Source organism: Mycolicibacterium anyangense (assembly GCF_010731855.1).
GTDB lineage: Bacteria > Actinomycetota > Actinomycetes > Mycobacteriales > Mycobacteriaceae > Mycobacterium > Mycobacterium anyangense.
Genome location: NZ_AP022620.1, coordinates 1,510,349 through 1,536,119 on the forward strand (window position 1 = coordinate 1,510,349; position 25,771 = coordinate 1,536,119).

Here is a 25,771-nt window from a genome sequence, read left to right on the forward strand (position 1 = left end):
TCATCGACCAGAAGGGACACCCATGGCAGAGCACGACGCGCAGCCCGGTGTGGATGCGTTCGAACAGATCGTCGCGCTGCTGGACTATCCGATGTTCGTCGTGACCACCGCGGTGGACGGCCGCCGGGCGGGGTGCCTGGTCGGCTTCAGTTCGCAGGTGTCGATCAATCCGCCGCGGTTCCTGGTGGGGCTGTCCAAGCGCAACTTCACCTATTCCGTGGCCGACTCCGGTGCCACCCACCTGGCGGTTCACCTGCTCTCCGACGAGCACCGGGAGCTGGCCAGGCTGTTCGGCAGCCAGACCGGCGATCGGGTGGACAAATTCTCGCGGTGCCGATGGCAGGACGGCCCCTACGGCCTGCCGATCCTGTCCGACGCTGTCGCCTGGTTCGCCGGCCCCATCCTGCGGCGCTTCGACCTCGGCGACCATGTCGGCCACCTCACCGAACCGGCGGCGGGCAGCGCACCTCGGCAGCTGGGTGGGTTGGTGACATTCGCCGACGTCAAGGACCTCGAACCGGGCCATGAAGCCTGATCAGACGCTGTGAACACATCGAAGGATTTGTCTACTTTATCGTTGACACCCGTCCTGCCAGCCGGTTCTATGGACAACGTGACCTACGACACGATCATCCGCAACGGCCGTTGGTTCGACGGCACGGGCGCTCCGTCGGCAATCCGCAACATCGGAATCCGGGACGGTCGGGTGGTCGCCGTGACCCCACACCCCCTCGACGAGACCGGCGCAGAGGTGGTCGACGCCACCGGCAAATGGGTGCTGCCCGGGATGGTCGACATCCACACCCACTACGACGTGGAGGTGCTCGGCGGACCCGGCCTGCCCGAGTCGGTGCGCCACGGCGTCACCACGGTGCTGCTCGGGTCGTGCTCGCTGTCCACGCTCTACGTCGACGGCAGCGAGGCCGGCGATCTCTTCGGCCGGGTCGAGGCGATCCCACGCGAACACGTCATCTCGGCTGTCGACGGGTCCAAGACGTGGTCGAATGCGCAGCAGTACATCCAGGCGCTCGAATCCCGGCCGCTCGGCCCCAACGTCGCGTCGTTCATCGGACATTCCGATATGCGCACCGCCACCATGGGACTGGACCGTGCGACCAGAAAAGACCAGCGCCCCAACGCCGCCGAGCAGGCACAGATGGAGCGAATGCTCGCCGACGCCCTCGACGCCGGATTCGTCGGACTGTCCTCGATGCAGTTGCTGTTCGACAAGATCGACGGTGACACCTGCCGCTCGCGCACGCTGCCGTCGACCTATGCCAAACCGCGCGAGCTGCGCCGGCTCAAGTCGCTGGTGCGCAAACGCGGCCGGGTACTACAGTCCGGGCCGGACATCAAGAACCCACTGAACCTGGCATCGCAAGTGGCGCAATCACTTCCGGTACTGCGCAAGAAGCTCAAGACCAGCCTGCTGTCGGCCGCAGACGTCAAGGCCAATCCACTGGCGATCCTGATGCTGGGCCCGCTGGCCCGGCTGGTGAACAGGTTCGGCGCCGACTTCCGTTGGCAGCACCTTCCGGTACCGTTCGAGGTCTATGCCGACGGAATCGATCTGGTGGTGTTCGAGGAGTTCGGCTCGGGAGCGGCCGCGCTGCACCTGCGCAACGAGGTCGAGCGCAACGCCCTGCTGGCCGACGAGCAGTACCGTCGGCAGTTCCGCAAGGACTACGACAACAAGTTTGGGGTGCGGGTGTGGCACCGCGACTTCTTCGACGCCGAAATCGTCTCCTGCCCTGATGAATCCGTGATCGGAAAGTCCTTCGGCCAGGTGGGCCTGGACCGCGATGGCCTGCACCCGGTCGATGCGTTTCTGGATCTGGTGCTCGAGCACGGCACCAAGCTGCGCTGGCGGACCACGATCTCCAATCACCGCCCCGAGGTGCTCAAGAAGCTGGCCCGCGACCCAGGCATCCAGATGGGCTTCTCCGATGCCGGCGCCCACCTGCGCAACATGGCGTTCTACAACTCCGGCCTGCGGCTGCTGCGGCATGTCCGGGACGCCGAGCGCACCGGCGCACCGTTCATGACCATCGAACAGGCCGTACACCGGATGACCGGGGAGTTGGCCGACTGGTACCAGATCGACGCCGGCCATCTGCGGCTGGGCGACCGCGCCGACCTGGTCGTGATCGACCCCGATCAGCTGGGCAGCCAACTCGACGAGTACGCCGAGAATCCGGTCGAGCAGTACGCCGGCCTGCCGCGAATGGTCAACCGCAACAACGACACGGTCTCCCTCGTCCTGATCGGCGGACGGACCGTGATCCGTGACGGCGAGCCGACCGATCTACTGGGCGCGCAGCGCACCGGCAGTTTCCTGCGGGTCGGCCGATCCACCCCTGCCCCATCGCCCACCACCACATCGGAGTTCGCCCATGCCCACTGAAGTCGCTGTCCCCGCCACCGTCTCCGACACCGTCCTGGGGATGTGGAGGGCGTTGTCGGCCCGGGACTGGGAGTCGGTCAAGACCTTCCTGTCCGATGACTGCATCTACGTCGACATGCCCGTCGGCCCCGCCGCGGCCGCTCGCGGACCGGAGGACATCGTCAAGCGGCTCAAGGTGGGTCTGGAACCACTGGCCGGCTACCAGAACCACGACGGCGTTCTGGTGAGCAACGGCGTGGACACCATGTACGAGCACTCCGAGACCTGGACGTTCCAGACCGGTGAGCAGGGTGTGCTGAGTTTCGTCACGGTGCACAAGGTGGTCGACGGCAAGATCACCCTGTGGAAGGACTACTGGGATATGAACGGGCTGACCAGTTTCGCGCCGCCCACCTGGCTGGAGGACTTCGCGACAGCGGACATGTCCTGGATCTTCGACGCCACCGGACTGATCTGAACAGGGGCCAGTATGCGAAGGATAGCGATCGCGGCGGCCGTGACCGGATTGCTCACGGCCGCAATAGCATCGACCCCGGCGGCGTCGGCATCCTGCGACTCGGCGAGCTGCCTGCCCAACGTGGCACGCAACGTTGCCGCCGGCACCCCCTGCACGCCCAGCATGAACTTCGTGTTCGGACTGGACGCCGCAGGCAACACCGTGATCTGCTCGGCGGCTGGTAGCTGGCGGCCCACCGGGCCGCTGATCGGTGAAGCCGCACCGGGGCTGCGCTGCGCCACCCTGGGCAGCACCGCCCAGACCCGGCTCAGCGGTAACACCCTGCAGGTCCAGGTGCCCGGCATACCGTTGCAGTGCGTCGGCCAACCCGGCTCTGCCACGTGGGTGCACTTCGACGTGCCGGTCTGGTGAGCACTCAGCGATTCACAGGCTCCAGGCCATCCGGAACCTGTCGGTGAGCTGATCGGCGTCCAGGTGCGAATACGTCTCCTGCTCGTAGCGGCGCACCGCCACGAGCACGTTGACCGCCGGATCGCCGAGGATCGCCCGCATCCGTTGTGATCCGTCGAGCGCCGCGAGCAGCACACCCTGGTCTGCGGACAGCGCCACCACCCCCGCGTCGCGGCGTTGCTCTTCGGACAGGCTGGCCGGATCCACCGAAATTTCCTGCGGCGCAGCGGTATCGCGCTCGATGCCGTCCAGGGCCAGTCCCAGGATGGCTGCGGTGGCGAAGTACGGGTTGGCCGAAGGGTCGACGATCTTGAGTTCGACGTTGGCGCCGTGCGGGTTGCCCGGTCCGGCGTGTAGAAAGCGGACGGCGGCTTCCCGGTTCTCGGTGCCCCAGCAGCCGTAAGCACCTGCCCAGTTGCCCGGCTGCATCCGCAGCCCGGACACGACCGAGCCGCAGAAGATCAGCTGGGCTTCGGGCAGGCCGGCGACGATCCCGCCGATGGCCGCCTGCCCCTGCCTGGTCAGGCCGTGCGGCCCGTCGCCTCCGGAGAACACCGGGGTGTCACCGTGCAGGAGGGAAAAGTGTTGGTGGGCGCCAGATCCCACGCTGCCGGCGAACGGCACCGGTGACAGGCTCACCCGCATCCCGTGGTCACGGGCAACCCGGCTGATGATGATCCGGGCCAGGATCAGCTGATCGGCGGCCGCCACCGGCGGGCGCGGGCTCAGCGAGATCTCGAACTGGTTGACCCCGTATTCCGGATGGAACTGCTCGATGCCCACTCCTGCCGCGGCGGCTGCGGCAGTGACATCACGCACGAACCCCTCGTGTTCGAGCACCCCGGCCAGCCCGTACTGCGCCCACAGGTTACCGGGCAAGCGGTTGCCGTCCGGATCGACGAGCAGGAACTCGATCTCGTGGCCCACCAGCGCGCGCAGACCGGCGCCGGCCAGCCGGGATTCGATGCGTGCCAACGTTCCCCGCGCACACGATGGCACCGGGTGACCATCCTGGTCGAAGAATGCCGCGGGCGCCCAGGCCAGTCCCCCGCCGAGTATCCGCAGCGCCTCGAGGTCGATGCGCACGCGTTCGTCGCCGACCACGCTGATCCCGTCGGTGAAGGCGATGCCGGCCCGATCGATGGCGAATCCGTGCCAGACCGGACTGGCGCCCAGTCCGGGATCGGCGAACGCATTGACCCGCCCGATGGGCACGGCCTTGGCATGCGTCAGACCAGCCGGGTTGACGACGGTCCCGATGACGGTGTCGACACCCCCGGCCTCGAGTGTGGCGATCCCGATGGGCGCAGTGGTCATGGCCATCATTCTGCCGACCGCTGCGCCCGGGTGTGCGGGTTCGCCCTCAGGCCCGGCTGGGCAGCGTGATCATGCAGGACTGGCCGATGTCCAGGGTGCTCAGCATCCGGCCCATCCCGATCCACATGGCACACGAGATCGTCAGATCGGTCAGCAGTTCGTCGGAGAAGTGCTGGTGGGCACGCTCCCAGAAGTCTTCGTCGTCGCGCAGTTTGGCGTGTTCGGTGCCGAACCGGTGGGCGAATTCGGCAGCGATGCGCTCCTGCTCGCTGTAGCCGGGCCAGGTCCGCCACTGCGCGGCGTGGTCATAGAGGTCCTCGTCCACGCCGGCCGCCGGTCCGTCGGCATCGCGGGTGTTCTGACAAAGCACGCACTCGTTGTCCAGTGCGATGACGGCGCGGGCGATCTCCCGCGTGCGCAGCGGCAGGCGGTTCTTGTCGCTGTAGACCGCGCTGCTGAAAGCGGCCATGGCCGCACCCAGGTGCGGGGACCGCACGGCCCAGCCCGATACGTCGTCGTCGGCGAAGTTTCCGATTCGGCTCATGGCGCGATGGTACGCGCGGATCGGCACAATGAGAACACGTTCTAGTTAGATGCCGGGGCGGCCGGTGCCCACATCTCGTCGCGGTCCCACTCCCGTTGAACGAGCATCCGCTGGGCGATCCGTTCCAGTGCCGCCTCGACCTGGGTACGGTCGGGCCGGCCCTCGAAGTTGGTCGACTTGGCAAGTCGGTGAACGATTTTGCGCACCAGCGCACTGGAGACCGCGTCGACTTCCCGGGCACCGGACTGCGTCAGCCACAACTCGTCGCCGGCGTGCAGCGCATACCCGGCGCCGACTAACCGGGTGAAGGTCGGCTCGAGCACCTCGCACGGGACGCGCAGCCGCTCGGCGATATCGGTCATCCGCGCCGTGCCGAACACCTGCTTGTTGCGGTAGATCTGCAGCAACCCCCACAGCGAGGCCACGTCCAGGTCGCACCCGGGCCGCTGGGCCATCGACCGCAGCCGCAGATCCGGGGAATCGCGCATCATCCGGCCCACCGCGACTTCCAGGATCTCCTCGGGAGTTTCGCTGGACGGCATGCCGAACCCCTCGCCGAGATCGACGGCCAGCACGTCGTCCATCTCGCGCAGCGGCACCTCCTTGAGGAACAGCGCCAGCACGAATCCGACCGCCGCCACCGGTGCCGCGCACAGGAAGACCGTGCCCAGCGAGTCGGCATAGGCGTCGACGATCGGCGCGGCCATCCGGGCCGGAAGTTGGTGCAGCGCCTGCGGTGACTGGGCCGCAGCCGGGGGCGCACCGCTGGCCGCCAACGCCGGGCCGAGCCGGTCCTGCAGGAAGTTGGCGAACAGCGAGCCGAAAATGGCTGCGCCGAACGAACTTCCGATCGTCCGAAAGAACGTCACCCCGGAGGTGGCCACCCCGAGATCGTCGAAGTCCACGGTGTTCTGCACGGTCAGGATCAGGACCTGCATGCACAACCCGATACCGGTGCCCAGGATGAACAAATAGAGCGACTGCTGCCAGATCGGGGTGGCCGAATTCATCTGGGACAGCAGCACGAACGCGACGCTCATGATTGCGGTGCCGACCACGGGGAAGATCTTGTAGCGGCCGGTGCGCCCCACCAGGACGCCGCTGCCCATCGAGGTGATGAGAAGACCGACCACCATGGGCAGCGTGCGCAGCCCGGATGTGGTGGCGGAGACGCCGTCGACGAACTGCATGAAGGTCGGCAGGAACGTCAGGGCACCCAGCATGGCGAAGCCCACCACGAAGCTGAGCACACAGCAGACCGTGAACACCGGACTGCCGAACAGCCGGATCGGCAGCACCGGCTCGCGCGCGCGCAATTCCACCCAGACGAAGACCGCCAGGGCCAGCGCTGAGGCGACGAACAGACCGATGATCATCGGCGAGGCCCACGGGTAGGTGCTGCCACCCCAGCTGGTGGCCAGCGTGAGCCCCGAGGCGGCCAGGCCCACGAACAGGATCCCGGCGTAGTCGATCACCGGTTTGGCGGTGCCGACCAGCCGCGGGATCGCGGCGGCGGCGACGACGAAGACCACCACCGACACCGGCACGTTGATCCAGAACGCCCACCGCCAGGACAGGTGGTCGGTGAAGAAGCCGCCGAGCAGTGGGCCGATGACGGTCGTCACGCCGAAAACCGCGCCGAGAGCGCCCTGGTAGCGGCCTCGTTCGCGCAGCGGGATGACCTCTCCGATGACGGCCATTGCGGTCACCATGATCGCGCCGCCGCCGATACCCTGCAGCGCCCGCGAGGCCACCAGCATGGACATCGACGTCGACAGTCCGCACAGCACCGAGCCGACGAAGAAGAACACGATGGCGGTCTGGAACACCGCCTTACGGCCGAACAGGTCACCGAGCTTGCCGACCACCGCAGTGGTGATGGTGGAGGCCAGCAGGTAGCTGGTGACCACCCAGGACTGGTGGCCCGCGCCACCGAGATCGGCCACCACGGTGGGCAGCGCGGTCGCGACGATGGTCTGATCCAGCGCGGCCAGCAGCATGCCCAGCAGGATCGCGACGAAGATCAGGTTGCGCCGCTGTGGGCCGATACCCGCGCTACCCGATTCCGGATCGGCGGTCGCCGCCGCGGCCGTGGTCGTCATGGGTGCCTTTCGTCGCCGAACGGCGCACAGTATTCCCCGTGGCACGCGAATTCATGCTGTGATCGCGACCGCCCTGCAGCGCGAGTGTGGCGGTCAGCTCGGTGGGCGGGAGACGCACTGCGCCGAGTAGAGCTCCACACCCAGCTTGTCCATCAGCTCCAGCTGCGTCTCGAGGTAGTCGATGTGGTGTTCCTCGTCAGCCACGATGGTCTCGAAGAGCACGGCCGTCGTGGAGTCCTGCTTCTCGCGGCAGACGATGATGGCCGGCTTGAGCCGTGCCACCACCTCGTACTCGATAGCCAGGTCACTTTCGAACTGTTCACGCAGGGTCTGGCCGACGCGCAGCGAACCCAGCCGCTGGTAGTTGGGCAGACCGTCGAGCAGCAGGATGCGGTCGGTGATGGCCTCGGCGTGGCGCATCTCGTCGAAGGACTCTTCACGGGTGTGCTTGGCGAGCTCGGTGAAGCCCCAGTTGTCCTGCATCTTGGCGTGCAGGAAGTACTGGTTAATGGCGGTCAGCTCGCTGGTGAGCTGCTCGTTGAGCAGACGCAGTACTTCGGGATCACCTTGCATGACATGTCTCCTGGGCTGTTCTCGGGCTCGTCGGTGTGTTTCTCAATCTAATGCAGCGCACTCGGCGGACCCGGTCATTGCGACCCCGAGTGTTGTAGGCCTACCTAACCTAAGTAAGGCTGCGCTAATATAGCGCCCGTGTACGTCTGCCTATGCACCGGTGCGACCAGTCAGGCCGTCAACGATGCGGTGGCCGCCGGGGCCTGTACCTCCAAGCAGGTGGCCGCCGCCTGCGGCGCCGGTCGCGACTGCGGGCGGTGCCGCAAGTCGGTGCAGGCGATCATCAATGCCCACCGCGAACGGGCTCAGATCACCGCGCCGGACTGCGGTGCGTGCACCGCACGGGTGGAAAGCCGCCTCGCGCTGACCTGACTCCTCGGCTAGCTGGAGCGGCCGCGGTGGAAGTCGGCCAGGGCCTCGGCGTTGGCTGCGGCCCCCATCAGCTTCTCGAAGAGCGCGTACTCGCGCGCCGTCGCGGCGGTGATCTCCGAACGGATCGGCTCGACCATCGTCTGCTTGACCGCCATCAAACTCGGAATCGGTCGGGAGGCAAGCACATTCGCGTGACTGCGAGCCTCGGCGAGAAGGTCCTCGGGCTCGCAGACCCGCCAGACCAACCCCATCCGCAGGGCGTCGGCGGCGTTGACCCACTCCGAGGACATCAGCAGCCAGGCTGCGTTCTGCCGCCCCATCAACTGCGGCAGGAGGTACGACGACGCCGCCTCGGGAGCCACCCCGAGGCTGGTGAACGGGCACTTCAATCGGGCCGTGCTGGACATGAACACCAGGTCGGCATAGCCCAGGATCGTCGCGCCGATGCCCAGGCCCACACCGTTGACCGCACAGATGAGCGGCTTGGGGAAATCTGTGAGAGCGGTGATCAAGCCCGGGAAGCCGTGCCTGCCCGCCGGGAAGTCCGGGTCGGTGATGCGCGCCTGCATGTCGCCGAGATCCTGGCCGGCACTGAACGCCCGTCCTGCCCCGGTGATGACCGCGACGGCCACCTCGGGGTCCTCGGCGGCGGCCAGCAGCGCCTCGGTGAGCGCGTCGTAGAGCGCCTCGTTGAACGCGTTGAGCGCCTCAGGCCGGTCGAGGGTGATGGTGCGGACCCGGTTCTCGTCGTCGATGAGCAGCGTCATGGGCAAGAACCTAACGGGTAACGGGGAAACGGTTCGGCGAGAGCAGGACTCAGCGCCGCCGACCTAGTCGCGGAACGGGCTGCGGAACAGGTAGCGACTGGTCGGTACGGCGTCGATGTTGACGTTGGCCCCGAACGCCGCCGTGCTGGCGACCATCTGTTCCATCCGGTCGCGCAGATCGTCGTCATCGGCGGCCCCGAAGAACGCGTGCAGGCTGGTGACGGCGGCATCGGGAAACAGCTCCTCGACGATCGCATCGACCACCGGGGCATCCGGGGTCAATGCCCGCACCACATAGTTCTGGATGTAGCCAAAGGTCGACTGGGTGTCGATCGCCACCTGCGTGTGGCTGCCGTGCCAGCGGTCCAGCCAGGTCGGCTCGGCCATGTCCGCGGGCCGTCGCAGGAGCGCGATATTGGCCAGCGCGGCGGTGCGCTCGCCGGACGGGGTGACCGGTGGCGGCATCGGGGCCGACTCGGTGACCAGATAGGCCGCGACCAGATCGGCGTGGCCGGCGAGCACGTCGAGCGCGGCGCGAACCTGCTCGCCGTAGTACTGCTGGGTCCACAGGGTGACGAAGGCTTGGACAGGTGGGTCCAGCGTGGTCAGCGTCATCAGGGCGTCGCGCACGTCGGCATCCCGGACGTTCACGGTCAGGCCCGGCAGGCCCAGCGCCAGCAGCTGGTCGGCGATCGGGCCGCGCAGTCGCCGGGCCCACTCGTCGTCGGCGGTCCCGGTTCGCAGCGTGACGATCACCTTTTCCATTCGCCCGAACTTAGCGGGCAGCGCGGTGCTGTCGAGAGTCTGTCCCACTGAGCCGCATTCGAAATACGGAGAATGTCACCGCACATTCGCTGGGACCCTTGGCAAAGAATTCGGCCCGAATTTGCCGGTGACGAATTCCAGGGCTTTCGCTTTTGAATTCCGCAGGCCACAATTGGCCGATGAGCTGGCGTGGGGGTCACCGGCTGTCGGCGGGCGCCGGCCCGGCCATTCGCGGTCTGCTGCTGTTGTTCACGGCTGTCGCGGTGGCGTTGACGTGGGGTCCGGTGAATTCAGCTGTTCCGGTCGGGGTTGCTACCGGGTTGCTCGGCTCAGCTCTGACCGATGGCGGCGCCCCGATTCGACGATCGGTAGCAGCGATTCTGGTATCGGTATCGACAGCGACGGTGATAGTCGCAGTGCCGGCAGGTGCTTTCCCGCCGGTTCTCATTGTTGTCGTGATGGCCGTTTGCCTGGTCGCGGGCGCCATGTGGACCCTCGGTGGCGGAGCCGGACTGCTCGGCGTCGGCCTGGGGGTGGTCGCGGTCACCGCGGGCGCCATCCCGAGCACTGCGACAGCGACCTGCGCAACGGCAGGCATGGTCCTCGGCTTCGGTGCCGCACAGGTGTTGCTCATCCCGCGCTGGCGCTGCCGCGACCCGGGCGAGGCCGAGGCCGGTGAAGCCGGGCGGTACCGGCGACTGGCCGACATCGCCAGGACCATGCTCGCCGGCGACCCGGGTCCCGATCCGGATCCCGGCGGGCGCGGGCTCCCCCACCGCATTGCGACAACCCTGCGGGCCATGACCGCCGGCCGCCCTGACCCGCAGTCGCTGGGCGCCGCGGCCGACGTTCTGTCGGCGCTCGGAGACGAAGGTGGCCGGGCGGCCACCGACGCCGCGGACGCGCTGCGCAGGCTGGACGGCATCCGGGCGCCGGATGCCACGGCCGCGTTCTGGCGGCTCCGTGGCCAGTTGCACGAAGCAGTGGCCACCCGGTTCGGAATCGATGAACCGCCCGGCCGGTTGCACCGTCACGCGCTGAGCGCGCTTCGACATGAAACACGCTGGGAATCGCCAGTTTTCCGGCATGCCCTCCGACTGGCTCTCGGCGTGGGTGCCGCGCTGGCCCTGGTCTCGATTCGTCAGCTGCCCGAGGGTCTGTGGGTGCCACTGACCACGCTGATGGTGCTGCGACCGGGATGTGCCCGTACCTACCTCACCGCACTGCAGCGCATCGCGGGCGTTGCGGCCGGGCTGACGATCGCCACCGTGATCACGATGGCGTGGCATCCGGGCCCGGCGATGCTCGCGCTGCTGGCCATCATGTTCCTGGCCGCCGGATGGGTGCTGCGGGTCCGCGCGCCGTGGGCCATCTCCCTGGTGCTCGTCGGCGCACTGGCCGCGGTCACGCGGAGCCCGGGCTCGGTGGCCGACGCACTCGGAGATCGGCTGTGGGCCGCTGCGATCGGAGCCGCGATCGCGGTCTGGATGTACGTGCTGTTGCCCGACCCGCCGCGGGCCAAGCTCTATCGCGGTATCACCGAGGTGCTGCGAGCCCACGTGCGGTACGCGGCCGTCGTGGTCCGGGCCTTCGCCGGGCCTGCGACGGCGGCCACCGTCGCGCGTGACGAGGCGCTGGCCGGGGCGACGGCGGCCCGGCGGGCGTTCGACCGGGTGGCCGCCACAACGCGCGTCACCGCGACCACCACCGCCGGCCTGCTCGACACCGCCCGGCACGAGATCACCGGCTTGGCCGTCGCGATCGCCGCCCTGGACGCCACGTCGGCGCGCGAGTTGCCCGCCGATGTGCTCGCCGACGCCGCCGACGAGTATGCGAAGGCCCTGGTGGGCGGTGGTGTGCCATGGCGACTGGATGCCGCGTGGCTGCATTCCGCCGATGAGGGCCTGCGACTGGAGGGGGCTGTGCTGGCCGGCGATGACCAGGTGGCGTCGGCGTTGGCCCAGATCGAGGCGATCACCCGGCACACCCTGGCCCTCGGCGAGATGGCCGAACGGGTGAGCGGCCATCTGAGCTATGCCTACGCCGTCGGTGACGACGTGCACTGAGCCGTGTCGATCCGGCTCCGCCGACAGCTTTTCCGCGTACTCTGGCGGCACTTTGGCCACCGGGACCCAGGAGAGCTCCATGACCGACGCCGTCCGCCGTGACGTCCTTCCCATTCCCGACCCGCAGCACGCCGGGTTGACCACCTACGACGCCAAGGACCCGGACACCAGCTACCCACCGATCACCACCCTTCGCCCCCCGAAGGGGGCACCCAACGTGCTGATCGTGCTGATCGACGACGTGGGCTTTGCCGCGTCCTCGGCGTTCGGCGGTCCGTGCCAGACCCCGGTGGCCCAGCGGCTGGCGGGAAAAGGATTGAAGCTCAACAGGTTTCACACCACCGCACTATGTTCGCCGACCCGGCAAGCGCTGCTGACCGGACGCAACCACCACTCCGTCGGGATGGGTGCCATCACCGAGATGGCGACATCGGCGCCCGGCAACAGCAGCATCCGGCCCAAGAACAAGGCACCGATCGCCGAGACCTTGCGCCTCAACGGCTACTCCACCGCGCAGTTCGGCAAATGTCACGAGGTTCCGGTGTGGGAGGTCTCCCCCGTCGGCCCGTTCCACCAGTGGCCGACGGGCTCGGGGTTCGAGTACTTCTACGGGTTCATCGGCGGTGAGGCCAACCAGTACTACCCCGGCCTCTACGAGGGCACCACCCCGGTGGAGCCGCCGCGCACGCCCGAGGAGGGCTACACCCTGACCGCCGATCTGGCCGACCACGCGATCACCTGGGTGCGCCAGCAGAAGGCACTGATGCCCGACAAGCCCTTCTTCATGTACTTCGCCCCTGGCGCCACCCACGCTCCGCACCATGTGCCCGCCGAGTGGTCGGACAAATACCGCGGGAAGTTCGACGAGGGCTGGGATGTGCTGCGGGAGAAGATCTTCGACCAGCAGAAGAAGCTCGGTGTCATCCCGGAGTCGGCTGAACTGACTCCCCGCCACGACGAGATCCCGGCATGGGACGACATGTCCGCCGAACTCAAGCCGGTGCTGGCCCGCCAGATGGAGATCTACGCCGGCTTCCTGGAGCAGACCGACCACGAGATCGGCAGGGTGGTCGACGCACTCGGGGATCTCGGGGTGCTCGAGGACACCCTCATCTACTACATCATCGGGGACAACGGTGCGTCGGCCGAAGGAACGCCGGTCGGGTGCTTCAACGAGATGGCGGTGCTCAACGGCATGGGGGGCATCGAGACCGAGGAATTCCTGCTGTCCAAGATCGACGACTTCGGCACCCCCGAGGCCTACAACCATTACGCCGTCGGCTGGGCGCACGCGCTGTGCACGCCCTACCAGTGGACCAAGCAGGTCGCCTCGCACTGGGGCGGTACCCGCAACGGCACCATCGTGCACTGGCCGGCCGGTCTGGCCGAGGCGGGCGGCCTTCGCACCCAGTTCCACCACGTCATCGACGTCGCTCCCACCATCCTCGAGGCCGCGGGCATTCCGGCGCCGTTGAGCGTCAACGGGATCCAGCAGGCGCCGCTGGAGGGCGTCAGCATGCTCAACACCTTGCGTGACGCCGACGCCGCCGAATCCCACGTGGTGCAGTACTTCGAGATCATGGGCAACCGCGGCATCTACCACAAGGGCTGGACCGCCTGTACCAAGCACCGGACCCCGTGGAAGGTCGACACCCCGCCCGCCTTCGACGCCGACGTGTGGGAGCTCTACGGCCCCGACGACTGGACGCAACGGCACAACCTGGCCGCCGAGAACCCCGCCAAACTTGCTGAGCTGCAGCGACTCTGGCTTATCGAAGCAGTGAAGTACAACGTCGTGCCGCTGGACGACCGGTCCTTCGAGCGGATCAACCCCGACATCGCGGGGCGCCCACAACTCATCAGGGGCACCAGCCAGCTGTTGTTCTCCGGGATGCGGGTCAGCGAGAGTTGCGTGCTCAACATCAAGAACAAGTCACACTCGGTGACCGCAGACGTCGTGGTACCCGATGACGGCGCGGCCGGGGTGATCGTCACGCAGGGCGGTCAGGTCGGCGGCTGGTCGCTCTACGTGCACGAGGGGACGCTGAAGTACTGCTACAACTTCTTCGGCATCCAGTACTTCACCGTGACGGCGCAGGCTCCGTTGCCCGGGGGCAAGCATCAGGTCCGGATGGAATTCGCCTACGACGGCGGCGGATTGGCCAAGGGCGGCACGGTGACGCTGTATCAGGACGGCGCGGCCGTGGGCAGCGGTCGGGTCGAGATCACCATCCCGATGGGATTCTCCGCCGACGAGGCCTGCGACGTCGGCCGCGACACCGGGTCGCCGGCCTCACCCGACTACGGGCCCACCGGCAACGAGTTCACCGGCACCATCGACTGGGTGCAGATCGACATCGGCGAGGACAACCACGACCATCTGATCACCCCGGCCGACCGGCTCAAGCTGGCGATGGGCAAGCAGTAGTCACTCCCGCAGCCAGCGCGGGACGATGAACACCCCTTCGGCCTCCACGGTGATGCCCTCGGAGTCGGAGATCTGTCCCGCACAGAATGTCTTGACCCCGTCGGTGCGGGTGATCGCGGCGTCGACGCGCAACGGTCCCAGCGGGGTGGCTCGCAGATACCGCATGGTGATGCTGCCGGTGAACCGGGGTTTGCGGTCCGGGCTGGCGGCTTCGCCGAGCACGTGGTCGAGGATCAGGGCCGACACCCCGCCGTGGACGTGTCCGGGCGGCCCCTCGTAGGCGGCGCCGAGGTGGAACTCCGCCCAGCGACTGCCGTCGGGCTCGCGGTGTACGTTCAGCGGCGGGGCCAGGGCGTTGCGGACGCCGATGACGGCGTTACCCCAGTTCATGGCTACACCGTCGGTACTGCGGCGCGCACCGAAGGCCCCGTCGATCTGCTTGCTGCGCAGCCGTGCGACGGCCGCGTCGATGTCGGCCTTGACCTGCGCGACGGTCTGCGCGTCGGCCTCGGTCCGGATGGTCGCGTCGACCAGGTCGCGCACGGATTCGGCCAGCGGCTCATAGATCGCGCGCAGCCGCGCCATCTCCTCGGCGGAGATGTCCTCGACGGTGAATTCCAGCACCCCTGCACTAGAACACGGTTCTCGTTCGGGTGTCTAACCGGACTCCCGATCATGGGCTAACACGATTGACACACAGCCGTACCCTGTTCGGAATCAATCCGTCGAGAATCTGCAGGTAGCCCTAAGCGCCCCAGGAGGCCGACAGATGAGCACCGACGTGACCGACCAGCCCGCATCCTCACCCGGTGCCGTGAAGATCGCGTGGTGGACCCGCGGCGATCTCAACGCCTTCTTCGGACTCGGGTTCAACATTCTGGTCAACGTCCTGACGCTGACCACCCTGATGATCGGCGTGATCAAGCTGCCCGCCGACGATGTGCTGGGCACGGTGCTGCCCGCCCTCGGCGTTGCCTTGGTGCTGGGCAACCTGTACTACACCTTCCTGGCCCGCCGGCTCGCCCAGCGGGAGAACCGAAGTGACGTCACCGCGCTGCCCTACGGGCCGAGCGTCCCGCACATGTTCATCGTCGTCTTCGTCGTCATGTTGCCGGTCTACCTGGCCACCAAAAACCCGATCGAAGCCTGGAAGTCCGGTCTGGCATGGGCATTCATGATCGGCATCATCGTCATCATCGGCGGTTTCGTCGGTCCCTACATCCGCAAGCTCACCCCGCGGGCCGCCATGCTGGGCACCCTGGCCGGCATCTCGATCACGTTCATCTCGATGCGGCCGGCCGCACAGATGTGGGATGCCGCCTGGATCGGACTGCCGGTGCTGGCCATCATCCTGATCGGCTTCTTCACCGACGTGAAGCTGCCCGGCAACATCCCGGTCGGGCTCGTCGCACTGCTGGTCGGGACCGCGATCGGCTGGATCGGCGGATTCATGTCGGCTCCCGACGTCAGCCAGGCGATCTCCGACATCGCGATCGGCATTCCGGACCTGCGTCTGGATCTGCTGTTCTCCGGCCTGGCGCACTTGGCGCCGCTGCTGGGTACCGCAATCCCGTTGGGCGTCTACAACTTCACCGAGGCCATGAGCAATGTGGAGAGCGCGGCGGCGGCCGGTGACAACTACAACCTGCGCAGCGTGCTGCTGGCCGACGGCGCGGGCGCGGTGATCGGCTCGGCCTTCGGCTCCCCGTTCCCACCGGCGGTGTACATCGGACACCCCGGCTGGAAGGACGCCGGCGGCCGGGTCGGCTACTCGCTGGCCAGCGGTGTGATGGTCGGGCTGCTGTGCTTCCTCGGTCTGTTCGGCGTGCTGGCGGCAGTGCTGCCGGTACCGGCGATCGTGCCGATCCTGCTCTACATCGGTCTGCTGATCGGCGCACAGGCCTTCCAGGCGGTGCCGCGGCTGCACGCGGTGGCTGTGGTCGCCGCGCTACTGCCCAACCTGGCGCAATGGGCCAGCGGGCTGATCGACAACGCGCTCAACGCGGCAGGTACCTCGGCGGCCAAGGTCGGGATGGACGCGCTCAGCGGTGCCGGCGTGGTCTACGACGGCCTGCAGACCCTGGGCGAGGGCGCCATCCTGGTCGGGCTGCTGCTGGGCACGATGGTGACCTTCATCCTGGACAAGAAGTTCCGCTTCGCGGCTCTCGCCTCGGCCGTGGCCGCGGTGCTGTCGTTCATCGGACTGATCCACGCCCCGGAAATCGGGTGGGCCGCCAATCCGCAAGTGGCGCTGGGCTATCTGTTCTTCGCCATCGTCTGCCTGGCGTACTCGTTCCTGCCGGGGGCCAAGGATCCGGTGACCGTCGACGAAGCCGATATCGTCGCCGGCCACTGATCCCTAGTCGGCGACGAACGGCACCTGGGCACCGTCGGCCAGCACCACGTAGAGCCGGCGCCACGGGTCGGTACCGACCAACTGCCATTGATGCCCGGAGCCCACGGTGTCCTCGGCGAGCAGGACGTCGCCCGGGTGCAGGGTGAACTCCACCCCGTCACGCGTGCTGAACACCAGCGTCCCGGCCAGCGTGACCACGAGCTGGCGCACCGGGGCGGTATGCCAGGCCAGGGTTCCGCCGCTGGCCGTCTCCTCGGCCGTGACCCGGGCCGCGGCCATCGCCGCCGACACCAGATCGTCGTTGCGGCCCGGGGTCAGATCAAGCCTGCCGATCTGGACGTGGGAGGCATCGTCGGGACCGGTGAACAAGCGCACACAACGGATCACAGCCGCATCCTTTCGTTCCGCCGGGTTGCAACGGTATCGACTCTTGCGGCCGCTGGCCTATTCTCAGCGCCATGACGGTTGATCCCGGCGATCTCGAGCCTTATTACGACCTGGGCAGCTACCACCGACACGTCGACACCGGATCGCCGCGGGCGCAGGTCTGGTTCGACCGCGGACTGGTGTGGGCGTACGCGTTCAACCACGAGGAGGCGATCCGCTGCTTCGAGCGGGCCCTGGCCCTGGACCCGGACCTGGCGATCGCCCGCTGGGGTATCGCCTACGCGATCGGGCCCAACTACAACAAGGCATGGGACGCCTTCGATCCCGTCGATCTGGCGGAGTCATTGGCCCGCGCGCGCACCGAGCTGCGGCTGGCCGCCGCCGGCCGCGCCAGCGCCGTCGAACAGGGTCTGATCGCCGCACTGGCCACCCGCTTCCCCACCGATGACCCCCAGGACGCCGACGCGCTGGCTGCCGGGCACCAGGATTACGCCGACGCCATGGCGGAATTGGCGGCGACCTACCCCGACGATGTCGACGTGCTGGCGCTGGCCGCCGATGCGCTGGTCAACGTGACCGCATGGGCGTTGTGGGACAGCCGAACCGGTGAACCGGCACCCGGCTCCCGGGTGGTGGAGGCCAGGGCACTGCTGGACCGGGCGCTGAGCACCGAGGCGGGCCGTGGCAATCCCGGCGTGCTGCACCTCTACATCCACGCGATGGAGATGTCGACGCACCCGGAGGAGGCACTGCCCGCCGCGGATCTGCTGCGCGGCCTGGTGCCCGACGCCGGCCATCTCGAGCACATGCCGTCGCACATCGACGTGCTGTGCGGCGACTACCGATCCTCGGTGGTGGCCAACCAGTCCGCGGTCCGCGCCGACCGGCGGTTCGTCGAGCACGCCGGGCCGCTGAACTTCTATTCGCTCTACCGCGCCCACGATCTGCACTTCGTGGTGTACTCGGCGATGTTCTCCGGACAGTCGCAGGTCGCACTGGCGGCGGCCGACGAACTGGCCGGTCAGCTGACACCGGAGCTGCTGTCGATCGCCTCGCCCCCGATGGCCGACTGGCTGGAAGCCTTTGTCCCGCTGCGGGTGCACGTGCTGATCCGGTTCGGCCGCTGGGACGACCTGATTGCCCTACCCGTGCCTGATGATCCCGAATTGTACTGCAGCACAACGGCTACCATTCACTACGGACGTGGCGTGGCCTATGCCGCACAGGGGCAGCCGGCCGCGGCGAGGGCCGAACGTGACGCGTTTGCAGCGGCCTACGCGACGATCCCGGAGTCCCGGTACCTCTTCAACAACACCAGCCGCGACATTCTCGCGGTCGGCGCGGCCATGCTCGACGGCGAGATCAGCTACCGGGAAGGCCACTACCAGGAGGCCTACGCCCATCTGCGGCGGGCGATCGAACTCGACGACGCGCTGCCCTACGACGAGCCCTGGGGCTGGATGCAGCCCACCCGGCACGCCTACGGTGCGCTGTTGCTGGAGCAGGGCCACGTCGAGGAGGCCGCCGGTGTCTATGCCGCCGACCTGGGCCTGGACCCGACGCTGAGCCGGTCCTGTCAGCACCCGAACAACGTGTGGAGCCTGCACGGTTACCACGAATGCCTGCAGCGGCTGGGCCGCACCGAGGAGGCGGTCATCATCGGCCGTCAGCTGGAGCTGGCCAAGGCCCGTGCCGACGTGCCGATCCTGGCCTCCTGCGCCTGCCGGCTCGAGGTGTTCGAGAAGACCTGCTGCGGCTGATCGGCAACGTATCGTCGACACGTGCCCGAGGTGGACCAGCGCAGCTGGCCGGCAGCGCTGACCCGGTTCGTCGGCGCCGCGCCGGTGACATTCGGCTGGCTGACGGTGCTCCTGATGACCACCGTCGCCCAGCACGTCCTGCCGCGGTGGCATCTGATCGTGGTGCTGCGCAACGACTCCACGAACCTGCACCATCTGGCCTCTGATCCGCTGCGAGTGCTGGCGACCAGCCTGCTGTGGCTCGACGGCTACCGCTGGTGGTGGCTCTACCTGCTGGTGTTCTGTGTCTTCCTCGCTCCTGCCGAACGCTGGCTGGGCTCGCTGCGGTTCGTCATCGCCGGTTTGATCGCCCACGTCGTCGCCACCTATCTCAGCGAGGGCTACCTCTATTGGCAGATTCAGGAGGCCATGGTCTCGCCGCGCTACCTCAACGCCCGCGACATCGGGGTGAGCTACGCCGTCGCGGGCATCATCGGGATCCTCACCTACGCCATCGCGCTGCCCTGGCGGTGGCTGTACCTGCTGGGCGCGCTCGGCGTGTTCGCCGGAACGGTCGCCGTGCATCCGACCTTCACCTCGGTCGGCCACCTGGTGGCGCTGCTGACCGGCCTGGCGCTCTACCCGATGACGCGGCGCAGGCGCCGTACCGCTGCGTAGAGTGAGACAGCGTGGCGTTGAGCGACGAGGACACCCGATGGCTCGGCCGCTGTGTCGAACTGGCGCGCACCGCCCTGGACGCCGGTGACGAACCCTTCGGCTCCGTTCTCGTCAGCGCCGACGGGCAGCTGCTGTTCTCTGACCACAATCATGTCGCCGGTGGTGACGCCACCGAGCATCCGGAGTTCGCGATCGCCCGCTGGTCGGCGCAGCACCTCTCACCCGAACAGCGGTCGACAGCCACCGTATACACCTCCGGTGAGCACTGCCCGATGTGCGCAGCCGCCCACGCGTGGGTTGGGCTGGGCCGCATCGTGTTTGCCGTCTCCGGCAGCCAGCTGGCCCAGTGGCTCATCGAATGGGGTGCACCGCTTCCTCCGGTGGCGCCGCTCCCGGTCACCGCGGTCGCACCGCACCTGGTGGCCGACGGCCCCGCACCGCAATACCGCGAGACCATGATGGCTCTCTATGCCGCGAAGTTCCGGCCGTGAGCGCCCCGGCGTGGGTGCGGCACGCGATCTGGTGGCACGTCTATCCCCTGGGCTTTGTCGGCGCCTTCCCGGCCGACCCGGCGCCGGGTCCCGAAGAGCACCGGTTGCGCCGCCTGATCGACTGGCTCGACCACGCCGTCGAACTCGGCACGTCGGGGATCGCGCTGGGCCCGGTCTTCGCCTCCCGCACCCACGGCTACGACACCACCGACCACTACCGCATCGACTCACGCCTGGGTTCCGACGACGACTTCGACGCCCTGGTGGCGCAGGCGCACCAACGCGGGCTGCGGGTGTTGCTCGACGGCGTGTTCAACCATGTGGGAACGGATTTCGAGCGCTACCGCGCGGCCATGGCGGGTGACGGCGACGCGGCGGGCTGGTTTCGCGGCCGGCCCGGGCGGTTCCACACCTTCGAAGGACACGGGGACCTCATCACCCTCAACCACCGCAGCCCCGCAGTCGTGGACTACGTCGTGGATGTGATGGACCACTGGCTGGGCCGCGGCGCCGACGGCTGGCGCCTGGACGCCGCCTACGCGGTGCCCGAGTCGTTCTGGGCCAGCGTGTTGCCGCGGGTACGCGAACACCATCCCGACGCGTGGTTCGTCGCCGAGGTCATCCATGGCGACTACGTCGGATTCGTCGACGGATCCGGGGTGGACTCGGTGACGCAGTACGAACTGTGGAAGGCCGTGTGGAGCAGCCTCAATGATGGCAACTTCCACGAACTGGACTGGGCGCTACAGCGCCACAACGACTTTCTGGCCCGGTTCACGCCACAGACCTTCGTCGGCAACCACGACGTGACCCGGATCGCCAGTCAGCTCGATCGCGCCGAGCACGTGGCCCACGCACTGGTCCTGCTGTTCACCATCGGTGGCGTGCCGACCATCTACGCCGGTGACGAGCTCGGCTATCGAGGCGTCAAGGAAGAGCGGGCCGGCGGTGACGACGCCGTGCGCCCCGAATTCGACTCGCCCCCAACGGTTCTCGATGACAACGGCCGGGCCACACTGAATCTGCATCAGTACCTGATCGGCCTGCGGCGCCGCAATCCATGGCTGCACGAGGCCACCACCCGAGCGCTGCAGCTGGAAAACCGTTGCTATGCCTACGAAACCCGCAGCGGTGACGATGCCCTGATCGTTGCACTCAACGTCGACGACACACCCATGCACGTCCCGGTCACCGGACTGACCGGGCGCCAGGCCCGGCTGGTCGGCGGCACCGGCGCTCCGCCGGACGATCTGGTCAGCGAGGTCGTCGTTGCACCGCAGGGCTGGCTGGTGCTGCGCCCCGAGTGAGCTAGCCAGCTGTTGCTGGAACGTGATCGTGCCGTTACCGATCGCCCGCGACGCGGTATTGCTGGCCTGCCCATTACACCTGTTCAGGGGGCGTTCTTTGCGTGCAGCCCTGGGGTCAAAGTGGCCTGTGTGACTTCAGTGGCGAGTCCTACGCGTCTCCCTATCGTTAGCTAACCGCGACTTGGCGCACCGCTTCGCGTACCGAATGAGCCGCGCCGTGCGTGATTAGCTACCGGCACACAGCACTTCTCCGGTTGTGAAACGCGTATGAAAGGTGATGGTTGTCGTCATGAAAATCGTCGAGATGATGCGAGGCACCTGGTTGCGCCGCGTGGCCGCAGCCTTCGTGGCCGCACTCTTCTTGCCCGGCTTGATCGGCGTCGTCGGCGGTTCGGCGACAGCGGCCGCCTTCTCCAAGCCCGGGCTTCCCGTTCTCTACCTTGATGTTCCGTCGGCCTCGATGGGTCGCAACATCCGTATCCAGTTCCAGGGCGGCGGACCGCACGCGGTCTACCTGCTCGACGGCCTGCGCGCCCAGGACGACTACAGCGGCTGGGACATCAACACGCCCGCCTTCGAGTGGCTGTACGGCTCGGGCCTGTCCACGGTCATGCCGGTGGGCGGCCAGTCGAGCTTCTACACCGACTGGTATCAGCCGTCGCAGGGCAACGGGCAGAACTACACCTACAAGTGGGAAACGTTCATGAACTCCGAGCTGCCGGCCTACCTGGCCGCCAACTACGGTGTCGAACCCAACGGCAACGCCGTCGTCGGTCTGTCCATGGCCGGCAGCGCAGCGCTGACCTACGCGATCTACTACCCACAGCGCTACCCTTACGCCGCATCGCTTTCCGGCTTCCTGAACCCTTCCGAGGGCTGGTGGCCGATGCTGATCGGGCTGGCGATGAACGACGCCGGCGGCTTCAACGCCCAGAGCATGTGGGGACCGTCGTCCGACCCGGCATGGCGCCGTAACGACCCGATGGTCAACATCAACCAGCTGGTCGCCAACAACACCCGGATCTGGATCTACTGCGGCACCGGTACGCCGTCGGATCTGGACACCTCCGGTGGTGGCGGCAACCTGATGGCCGCGCAGTTCCTGGAGGGCTTCACCCTGCGGACCAACAAGACCTTCATGGACAACTACCTGGCGGCCGGTGGACGCAACGGCGTGTTCAACTTCCCGCCCAACGGCACGCACAGCTGGGGTTACTGGGGCCAGCAGCTCCAGTCGATGATCCCCGACATCCAGCGGACCCTGGGGGCCACCCCGACCGCCGGCTGATCCCGACACCCACAACAGCGAGCCTGTCGCCCCTTCGGCGGCAGGCTCGCTGCTCTGTTTCGGCCGTCCACCGTCAGCGAACGCACCGTCGGGAACATTCGAACCGCGACCAAGGTTGAGCCCTTCAGACTGAACTTTGGAGGACTGATGGCTGAAGCCACATCTGTGCCCGTCCTGTTTCTGAGTGACCCGATCGTGCTGCCCGGCATGGTCGTGCCGATCTCGCTGGACGACCCCGCCCGCGCCGCGGTCGACGCCGCCCGAGCCAGCGATTCCGGCACCCTGCTGATCGCACCCCGACTCGACGACCGCTATCCCACCCACGGGGTGATCGCGTCGATCGTGCAGGTCGGCCGCATTCCCGGCGGCGGCACCGCCGCCGTGGTCCGCGGCGAACACCGGGCCCACATCGGTTCGGGAACCACCGGCCCGGGTGCCGCGCTCTGGGTCGAGGTGCAGGAAGTGACCGAACCCGACCCGACCGACGACACCAAGGCGCTGGCCGCCGAATACAAGAAACTCGTCGTGGCCCTGCTGCAGCGCCGCGAGGCCTGGCAGCTGGTGGACGCGGTCAACAAGTTGACCGACCCGTCGGCCCTGGCTGACACCGCCGGGTACGCCTCGTACCTGACCGACGTGCAGAAGCGCCAGCTGCTGGAGACCGAGAGCGTCGACGAGCGCCTGCAGGTGCTGATCGACTGGACCGCCGAGCACCTCGCCGAAGTCGAGGTGAGCGACAAGATCTCCCAGGATGTCCGCGAGGGCATGGAGAAGACCCAGAAGGAATTCCTGCTGCGCCAACAGCTCAACGCCATCCGCAAGGAACTCGGCGAGGACGAGCCGGAAGGGTCAGATGACTACCGCGCCCGCATCGAAGCCGCCGACCTTCCCGAGAAGGTCCGCGAAGCCGCGCTGCGCGAAGTCGGCAAGCTGGAGCGCTCCAGCGAGCAGAGCCCCGAGGGCGGCTGGATCCGCACCTGGCTGGACACCGTCCTGGACCTGCCGTGGAACGTCACCACCGAGGACTCGACCGACCTGGCGGCGGCCCGGCAGATCCTGGACGCCGACCACCACGGACTCGACGACGTCAAGGACCGCATCGTGGAATACCTGGCGGTGCGGGCACGTCGCGCCCAACGTGGCCTTCAGGTCGTCGGTGGACGCGGCTCCGGTGCGGTGATGGTGCTGGCCGGCCCGCCAGGGGTGGGCAAGACCTCGCTGGGTGAGTCGGTGGCGCGCGCGCTGGGCCGCACGTTCGTGCGCGTCGCGCTCGGCGGTGTGCGCGACGAGGCCGAGATCCGGGGTCACCGGCGCACCTACGTCGGCGCCCTGCCTGGCCGCATCGTGCGGGCGATCGGTGAGGCCGGCTCGATGAACCCCGTCGTGCTGCTCGACGAGATCGACAAGGTGGGCTCGGACTACCGGGGTGACCCGAGCGCGGCGCTGCTGGAGGTCCTGGACCCCGCGCAGAACCACACCTTCCGCGATCACTATTTGGACTTGGACCTGGACCTGTCCGACGTGGTGTTCCTGGCCACCGCCAACGTGATCGAGAACATTCCGTCGGCACTGCTGGACCGCATGGAGCTGGTTGCGATCGACGGATACACCGAGGACGACAAGGTGGCGATCGCCCGCGACTACCTGCTGCCCCGGCAGCGGGAACGTGCCGCCCTGACCGCCGAAGAGGTGACGGTCACCGACGACGCGCTGCGCAAGATCGCCGCCGACTACACCCGGGAACCCGGGGTGCGGCAGTTCGAGCGGCTGCTGGCCAAGGCGATGCGCAAGGTGACCACGAAGCTGGACTCCCGTGAGGCGCCCATCGTGGTGGACGAGCCGGATCTGGTCGAGTACCTGGGCCGGCCGCGGTTCACCCCCGAGTCGGCAGAGCGCACCGCGGTGCCCGGCGTGGCGACCGGCCTGGCCGTCACCGGCCTGGGCGGTGACGTGCTGTACATCGAGGCGGGTTCGACCGATGGTGAGCCGAGTCTGCAGCTGACCGGTCAGCTGGGTGACGTGATGAAGGAATCGGCGCAGATCGCGCTGTCCTACGTCCGCAGCCACGCCGCGCAACTGGGCGTCGATCCGAAGGCGCTGGACCGCAAGATCCACGTGCACGTGCCCGCGGGCGCGGTGCCCAAGGATGGCCCGTCGGCCGGTGTCACCATGGTGACCGCGCTGGTCTCGATGGCCACCGGACGGCAGGTGCGCTCGGATGTGGGCATGACCGGTGAAGTCACCCTCAACGGCCGGGTGCTGCCGATCGGCGGGGTCAAGCAGAAGCTACTGGCGGCCCAACGTGCTGGTCTGGCAACAGTTTTCATCCCGGCCCGCAATGAGCCCGATCTGGATGACGTGCCGGCCGAGGTGCTTGCCGCACTAGACGTGAAGCCGATGACCGACGTCGCCGAGATCGTCGCGCTCGCGCTGGAACCGGCGGGCCATACGGTCAGCTCGGCAGCCTGATATCGCCCCGGCGCCGGGGCGATAGGGCGGTTGGCCGGCCGGTGAGCGGGTAACCCCTGCTGCGATGGCCACTTCCGAGGCAGAGGTGCGGATCGGCACGTCGGGTTGGTCCTATGCCCACTGGGACGGTGTGCTCTACCGGCCGGGCCTGCCGGCGGCCAAGCGGCTCGGCCGGTATGCCGAAGTCTTCGACACCGTGGAACTCAACGCCAGCTTTTACCGTTGGCCCCGCGATGCGACCTTCGAGGGCTGGCATCGGCGGCTGCCCGATGGCTTCACGATGTCGGTCAAGGTGCATCGCGGGCTGAGCCACTTCCGCCGGCTGCTGTCACCCGAGCCGTGGGCCGACCGGATCGAACGCTGCCAGCGCGCGCTGGGCGCCACCCGGGAAGCGGTCCTCGTTCAGCTGCACCCCGACCTGCAACGCGACGACACCCGGCTGGAGGATTTCCTGCGCCTGATTCCCGACTGGATCACCGTGGCCATCGAAGCGCGGCACCCCTCGTGGAACGATCCGCACGTCTACGACATCCTCGAACGTCACCACGCCGCCTACGTGGTGACCAGCGGGCCGGGAATGGGCTGCAACCTCTGTGCCACAAGCGATGTCGTGTACGTCCGCATGCACGGCCCGGACACCGCACCGCTGTACGCGGGCAGCTACACCAGCGCCGACCTGCGATGGTGGGCGCAGCGCATCCGGGAATGGCAGCAGCAGGGCCGCCGGGTGCTGACCTATTTCAACAACGACGGCAGCGGCCACGCGGTGCGCAATGCGCTCGAGTTGCGGGACCTGCTGGGCGCCTGAGAA

At 67.8% G+C, this 25,771-nt stretch carries 23 protein-coding genes; 15 read left to right on the forward strand and 8 right to left on the reverse strand.

Annotation, left to right across the window (positions count from 1 at the left end):
* Nucleotides 1-22: 22 nt before the first annotated feature.
* The 4 genes from G6N35_RS07185 to G6N35_RS07200 all read left to right on the forward strand — a co-directional run bounded on the left by G6N35_RS07185 (nucleotide 23) and on the right by G6N35_RS07200 (nucleotide 3,272).
* A complete protein-coding gene (locus G6N35_RS07185; RefSeq protein ID WP_170313116.1) occupies nucleotides 23-535 on the forward strand; it encodes a flavin reductase family protein in 513 nt (170 codons plus the stop codon).
* 69 nt (nucleotides 536-604) lie between these two features.
* The gene (locus G6N35_RS07190; RefSeq protein ID WP_163803629.1) at nucleotides 605-2,404 is read left to right on the forward strand and encodes an N-acyl-D-amino-acid deacylase family protein; all 1,800 of its coding nucleotides are present in this window, start codon (nucleotides 605-607) and stop codon (nucleotides 2,402-2,404) included.
* Complete coding sequence (locus G6N35_RS07195; RefSeq protein WP_163803630.1) at nucleotides 2,394-2,861, forward strand: nuclear transport factor 2 family protein; 468 nt, start codon at nucleotides 2,394-2,396, stop codon at nucleotides 2,859-2,861. Before G6N35_RS07190 ends, G6N35_RS07195 begins: the two co-directional genes overlap by 11 nt.
* A gap of 120 nt (nucleotides 2,862-2,981) precedes the next feature.
* A complete protein-coding gene (locus G6N35_RS07200) occupies nucleotides 2,982-3,272 on the forward strand; it encodes a hypothetical protein (protein ID WP_246224243.1) in 291 nt (96 codons plus the stop codon).
* 12 nt (nucleotides 3,273-3,284) lie between these two features.
* Here the strand turns inward: G6N35_RS07200 and G6N35_RS07205 are convergent, their stop codons facing one another.
* From G6N35_RS07205 to bfr, 4 genes are all read right to left on the reverse strand, one after another.
* A complete protein-coding gene (locus G6N35_RS07205; RefSeq protein WP_170313117.1) occupies nucleotides 3,285-4,637 on the reverse strand; it encodes a type I glutamate--ammonia ligase in 1,353 nt (450 codons plus the stop codon).
* 37 nt (nucleotides 4,638-4,674) lie between these two features.
* Nucleotides 4,675-5,172 carry a carboxymuconolactone decarboxylase family protein gene (locus tag G6N35_RS07210; RefSeq protein WP_163803633.1) on the reverse strand — a complete coding sequence of 166 codons (498 nt, stop codon included), beginning with the start codon at nucleotides 5,170-5,172 and terminating at the stop codon, nucleotides 4,675-4,677.
* Between the two features lie 41 nt (nucleotides 5,173-5,213).
* A complete protein-coding gene (locus tag G6N35_RS07215; RefSeq protein ID WP_163803634.1) occupies nucleotides 5,214-7,274 on the reverse strand; it encodes an MDR family MFS transporter in 2,061 nt (686 codons plus the stop codon).
* A gap of 93 nt (nucleotides 7,275-7,367) precedes the next feature.
* Nucleotides 7,368-7,847, reverse strand: a complete 480-nt coding sequence (gene bfr / locus G6N35_RS07220) for a bacterioferritin (RefSeq protein ID WP_163803635.1) — start codon at nucleotides 7,845-7,847, stop codon at nucleotides 7,368-7,370.
* Between the two features lie 138 nt (nucleotides 7,848-7,985).
* Between bfr and G6N35_RS07225 the strand changes: the two genes are divergently transcribed.
* A complete protein-coding gene (locus G6N35_RS07225) occupies nucleotides 7,986-8,219 on the forward strand; it encodes a (2Fe-2S)-binding protein (RefSeq protein WP_163803636.1) in 234 nt (77 codons plus the stop codon).
* An 8-nt stretch (nucleotides 8,220-8,227) separates the two neighbouring features.
* Here G6N35_RS07225 and G6N35_RS07230 read toward each other — a convergent pair whose 3' ends face one another.
* Entirely contained in the window at nucleotides 8,228-8,986 is a 759-nt protein-coding gene (locus G6N35_RS07230) for an enoyl-CoA hydratase/isomerase family protein (RefSeq protein WP_163803637.1), read from the reverse strand.
* A 63-nt stretch (nucleotides 8,987-9,049) separates the two neighbouring features.
* Nucleotides 9,050-9,751, reverse strand: a complete 702-nt coding sequence (locus tag G6N35_RS07235; RefSeq protein WP_163807532.1) for an EthD domain-containing protein — start codon at nucleotides 9,749-9,751, stop codon at nucleotides 9,050-9,052.
* Nucleotides 9,752-9,930: 179 nt separating this feature from the next.
* On the opposite strand from G6N35_RS07235, the gene G6N35_RS07240 reads away from it, so the two are divergent.
* Nucleotides 9,931-11,817, forward strand: a complete 1,887-nt coding sequence (locus G6N35_RS07240; RefSeq protein ID WP_163803638.1) for an FUSC family protein — start codon at nucleotides 9,931-9,933, stop codon at nucleotides 11,815-11,817.
* Between the two features lie 79 nt (nucleotides 11,818-11,896).
* Nucleotides 11,897-14,245, forward strand: coding sequence for an arylsulfatase (locus tag G6N35_RS07245; RefSeq protein ID WP_163803639.1), 2,349 nt, complete (start codon nucleotides 11,897-11,899; stop codon nucleotides 14,243-14,245).
* Here the strand turns inward: G6N35_RS07245 and G6N35_RS07250 are convergent, their stop codons facing one another.
* Nucleotides 14,246-14,869, reverse strand: a complete 624-nt coding sequence (locus G6N35_RS07250; RefSeq protein ID WP_170313118.1) for a PaaI family thioesterase — start codon at nucleotides 14,867-14,869, stop codon at nucleotides 14,246-14,248.
* Nucleotides 14,870-15,014: 145 nt separating this feature from the next.
* On the opposite strand from G6N35_RS07250, the gene G6N35_RS07255 reads away from it, so the two are divergent.
* A complete protein-coding gene (locus tag G6N35_RS07255) occupies nucleotides 15,015-16,601 on the forward strand; it encodes a SulP family inorganic anion transporter (protein ID WP_163803640.1) in 1,587 nt (528 codons plus the stop codon).
* A 3-nt stretch (nucleotides 16,602-16,604) separates the two neighbouring features.
* Here G6N35_RS07255 and G6N35_RS07260 read toward each other — a convergent pair whose 3' ends face one another.
* Nucleotides 16,605-16,988: a cupin domain-containing protein gene (locus tag G6N35_RS07260; RefSeq protein ID WP_163803641.1), complete on the reverse strand. Its 384-nt coding sequence runs from the start codon at nucleotides 16,986-16,988 to the stop codon at nucleotides 16,605-16,607.
* 71 nt (nucleotides 16,989-17,059) lie between these two features.
* Between G6N35_RS07260 and G6N35_RS07265 the strand changes: the two genes are divergently transcribed.
* The 7 genes from G6N35_RS07265 (at nucleotide 17,060) to G6N35_RS07295 (ending at nucleotide 25,768) form a co-directional block, all read left to right on the forward strand.
* A complete protein-coding gene (locus tag G6N35_RS07265) occupies nucleotides 17,060-18,748 on the forward strand; it encodes a tetratricopeptide repeat protein (protein ID WP_163803642.1) in 1,689 nt (562 codons plus the stop codon).
* A gap of 21 nt (nucleotides 18,749-18,769) precedes the next feature.
* Nucleotides 18,770-19,405, forward strand: coding sequence for a rhomboid-like protein (locus G6N35_RS07270; protein ID WP_246224244.1), 636 nt, complete (start codon nucleotides 18,770-18,772; stop codon nucleotides 19,403-19,405).
* Nucleotides 19,406-19,416: 11 nt separating this feature from the next.
* On the forward strand, nucleotides 19,417-19,896 hold the full coding sequence (locus G6N35_RS07275; RefSeq protein ID WP_163803643.1) for a nucleoside deaminase: 480 nt from the start codon (nucleotides 19,417-19,419) through the stop codon (nucleotides 19,894-19,896).
* Nucleotides 19,893-21,203: an alpha-amylase family glycosyl hydrolase gene (locus G6N35_RS07280; RefSeq protein WP_163803644.1), complete on the forward strand. Its 1,311-nt coding sequence runs from the start codon at nucleotides 19,893-19,895 to the stop codon at nucleotides 21,201-21,203. Before G6N35_RS07275 ends, G6N35_RS07280 begins: the two co-directional genes overlap by 4 nt.
* Before the next feature lie 289 nt (nucleotides 21,204-21,492).
* Nucleotides 21,493-22,491 (forward strand): esterase family protein, encoded by a 999-nt coding sequence (locus G6N35_RS07285; RefSeq protein WP_163803645.1) that lies wholly within the window; start codon nucleotides 21,493-21,495, stop codon nucleotides 22,489-22,491.
* A 147-nt stretch (nucleotides 22,492-22,638) separates the two neighbouring features.
* Nucleotides 22,639-24,960, forward strand: a complete 2,322-nt coding sequence (gene lon, locus G6N35_RS07290; protein WP_163803646.1) for an endopeptidase La — start codon at nucleotides 22,639-22,641, stop codon at nucleotides 24,958-24,960.
* A gap of 64 nt (nucleotides 24,961-25,024) precedes the next feature.
* Nucleotides 25,025-25,768, forward strand: a complete 744-nt coding sequence (locus tag G6N35_RS07295) for a DUF72 domain-containing protein (protein ID WP_163803647.1) — start codon at nucleotides 25,025-25,027, stop codon at nucleotides 25,766-25,768.
* The last annotated feature ends 3 nt before the right edge of the window (nucleotides 25,769-25,771 follow it).

What these genes read in the sequence shown, in the direction of transcription:
- G6N35_RS07185 (WP_170313116.1), top strand. Translation starts at nt 23, where the DNA reads ATGGCAGAGCACGACGCGCAGCCCGGTGTGGATGCGTTCGAACAGATC.
- G6N35_RS07190 (WP_163803629.1), top strand. Translation starts at nt 605, where the DNA reads ATGGACAACGTGACCTACGACACGATCATCCGCAACGGCCGTTGGTTC.
- G6N35_RS07195 (WP_163803630.1), top strand. Translation starts at nt 2,394, where the DNA reads ATGCCCACTGAAGTCGCTGTCCCCGCCACCGTCTCCGACACCGTCCTG.
- G6N35_RS07205 (WP_170313117.1), bottom strand. Translation starts at nt 4,637, where the DNA reads ATGATGGCCATGACCACTGCGCCCATCGGGATCGCCACACTCGAGGCC.
- G6N35_RS07210 (WP_163803633.1), bottom strand. Translation starts at nt 5,172, where the DNA reads ATGAGCCGAATCGGAAACTTCGCCGACGACGACGTATCGGGCTGGGCC.
- G6N35_RS07215 (WP_163803634.1), bottom strand. Translation starts at nt 7,274, where the DNA reads ATGACGACCACGGCCGCGGCGGCGACCGCCGATCCGGAATCGGGTAGC.
- bfr (WP_163803635.1), bottom strand. Translation starts at nt 7,847, where the DNA reads ATGCAAGGTGATCCCGAAGTACTGCGTCTGCTCAACGAGCAGCTCACC.
- G6N35_RS07230 (WP_163803637.1), bottom strand. Translation starts at nt 8,986, where the DNA reads ATGACGCTGCTCATCGACGACGAGAACCGGGTCCGCACCATCACCCTC.
- G6N35_RS07235 (WP_163807532.1), bottom strand. Translation starts at nt 9,751, where the DNA reads ATGGAAAAGGTGATCGTCACGCTGCGAACCGGGACCGCCGACGACGAG.
- G6N35_RS07240 (WP_163803638.1), top strand. Translation starts at nt 9,931, where the DNA reads ATGAGCTGGCGTGGGGGTCACCGGCTGTCGGCGGGCGCCGGCCCGGCC.
- G6N35_RS07245 (WP_163803639.1), top strand. Translation starts at nt 11,897, where the DNA reads ATGACCGACGCCGTCCGCCGTGACGTCCTTCCCATTCCCGACCCGCAG.
- G6N35_RS07255 (WP_163803640.1), top strand. Translation starts at nt 15,015, where the DNA reads ATGAGCACCGACGTGACCGACCAGCCCGCATCCTCACCCGGTGCCGTG.
- G6N35_RS07265 (WP_163803642.1), top strand. Translation starts at nt 17,060, where the DNA reads ATGACGGTTGATCCCGGCGATCTCGAGCCTTATTACGACCTGGGCAGC.
- G6N35_RS07285 (WP_163803645.1), top strand. Translation starts at nt 21,493, where the DNA reads ATGAAAATCGTCGAGATGATGCGAGGCACCTGGTTGCGCCGCGTGGCC.
- lon (WP_163803646.1), top strand. Translation starts at nt 22,639, where the DNA reads ATGGCTGAAGCCACATCTGTGCCCGTCCTGTTTCTGAGTGACCCGATC.
- G6N35_RS07295 (WP_163803647.1), top strand. Translation starts at nt 25,025, where the DNA reads ATGGCCACTTCCGAGGCAGAGGTGCGGATCGGCACGTCGGGTTGGTCC.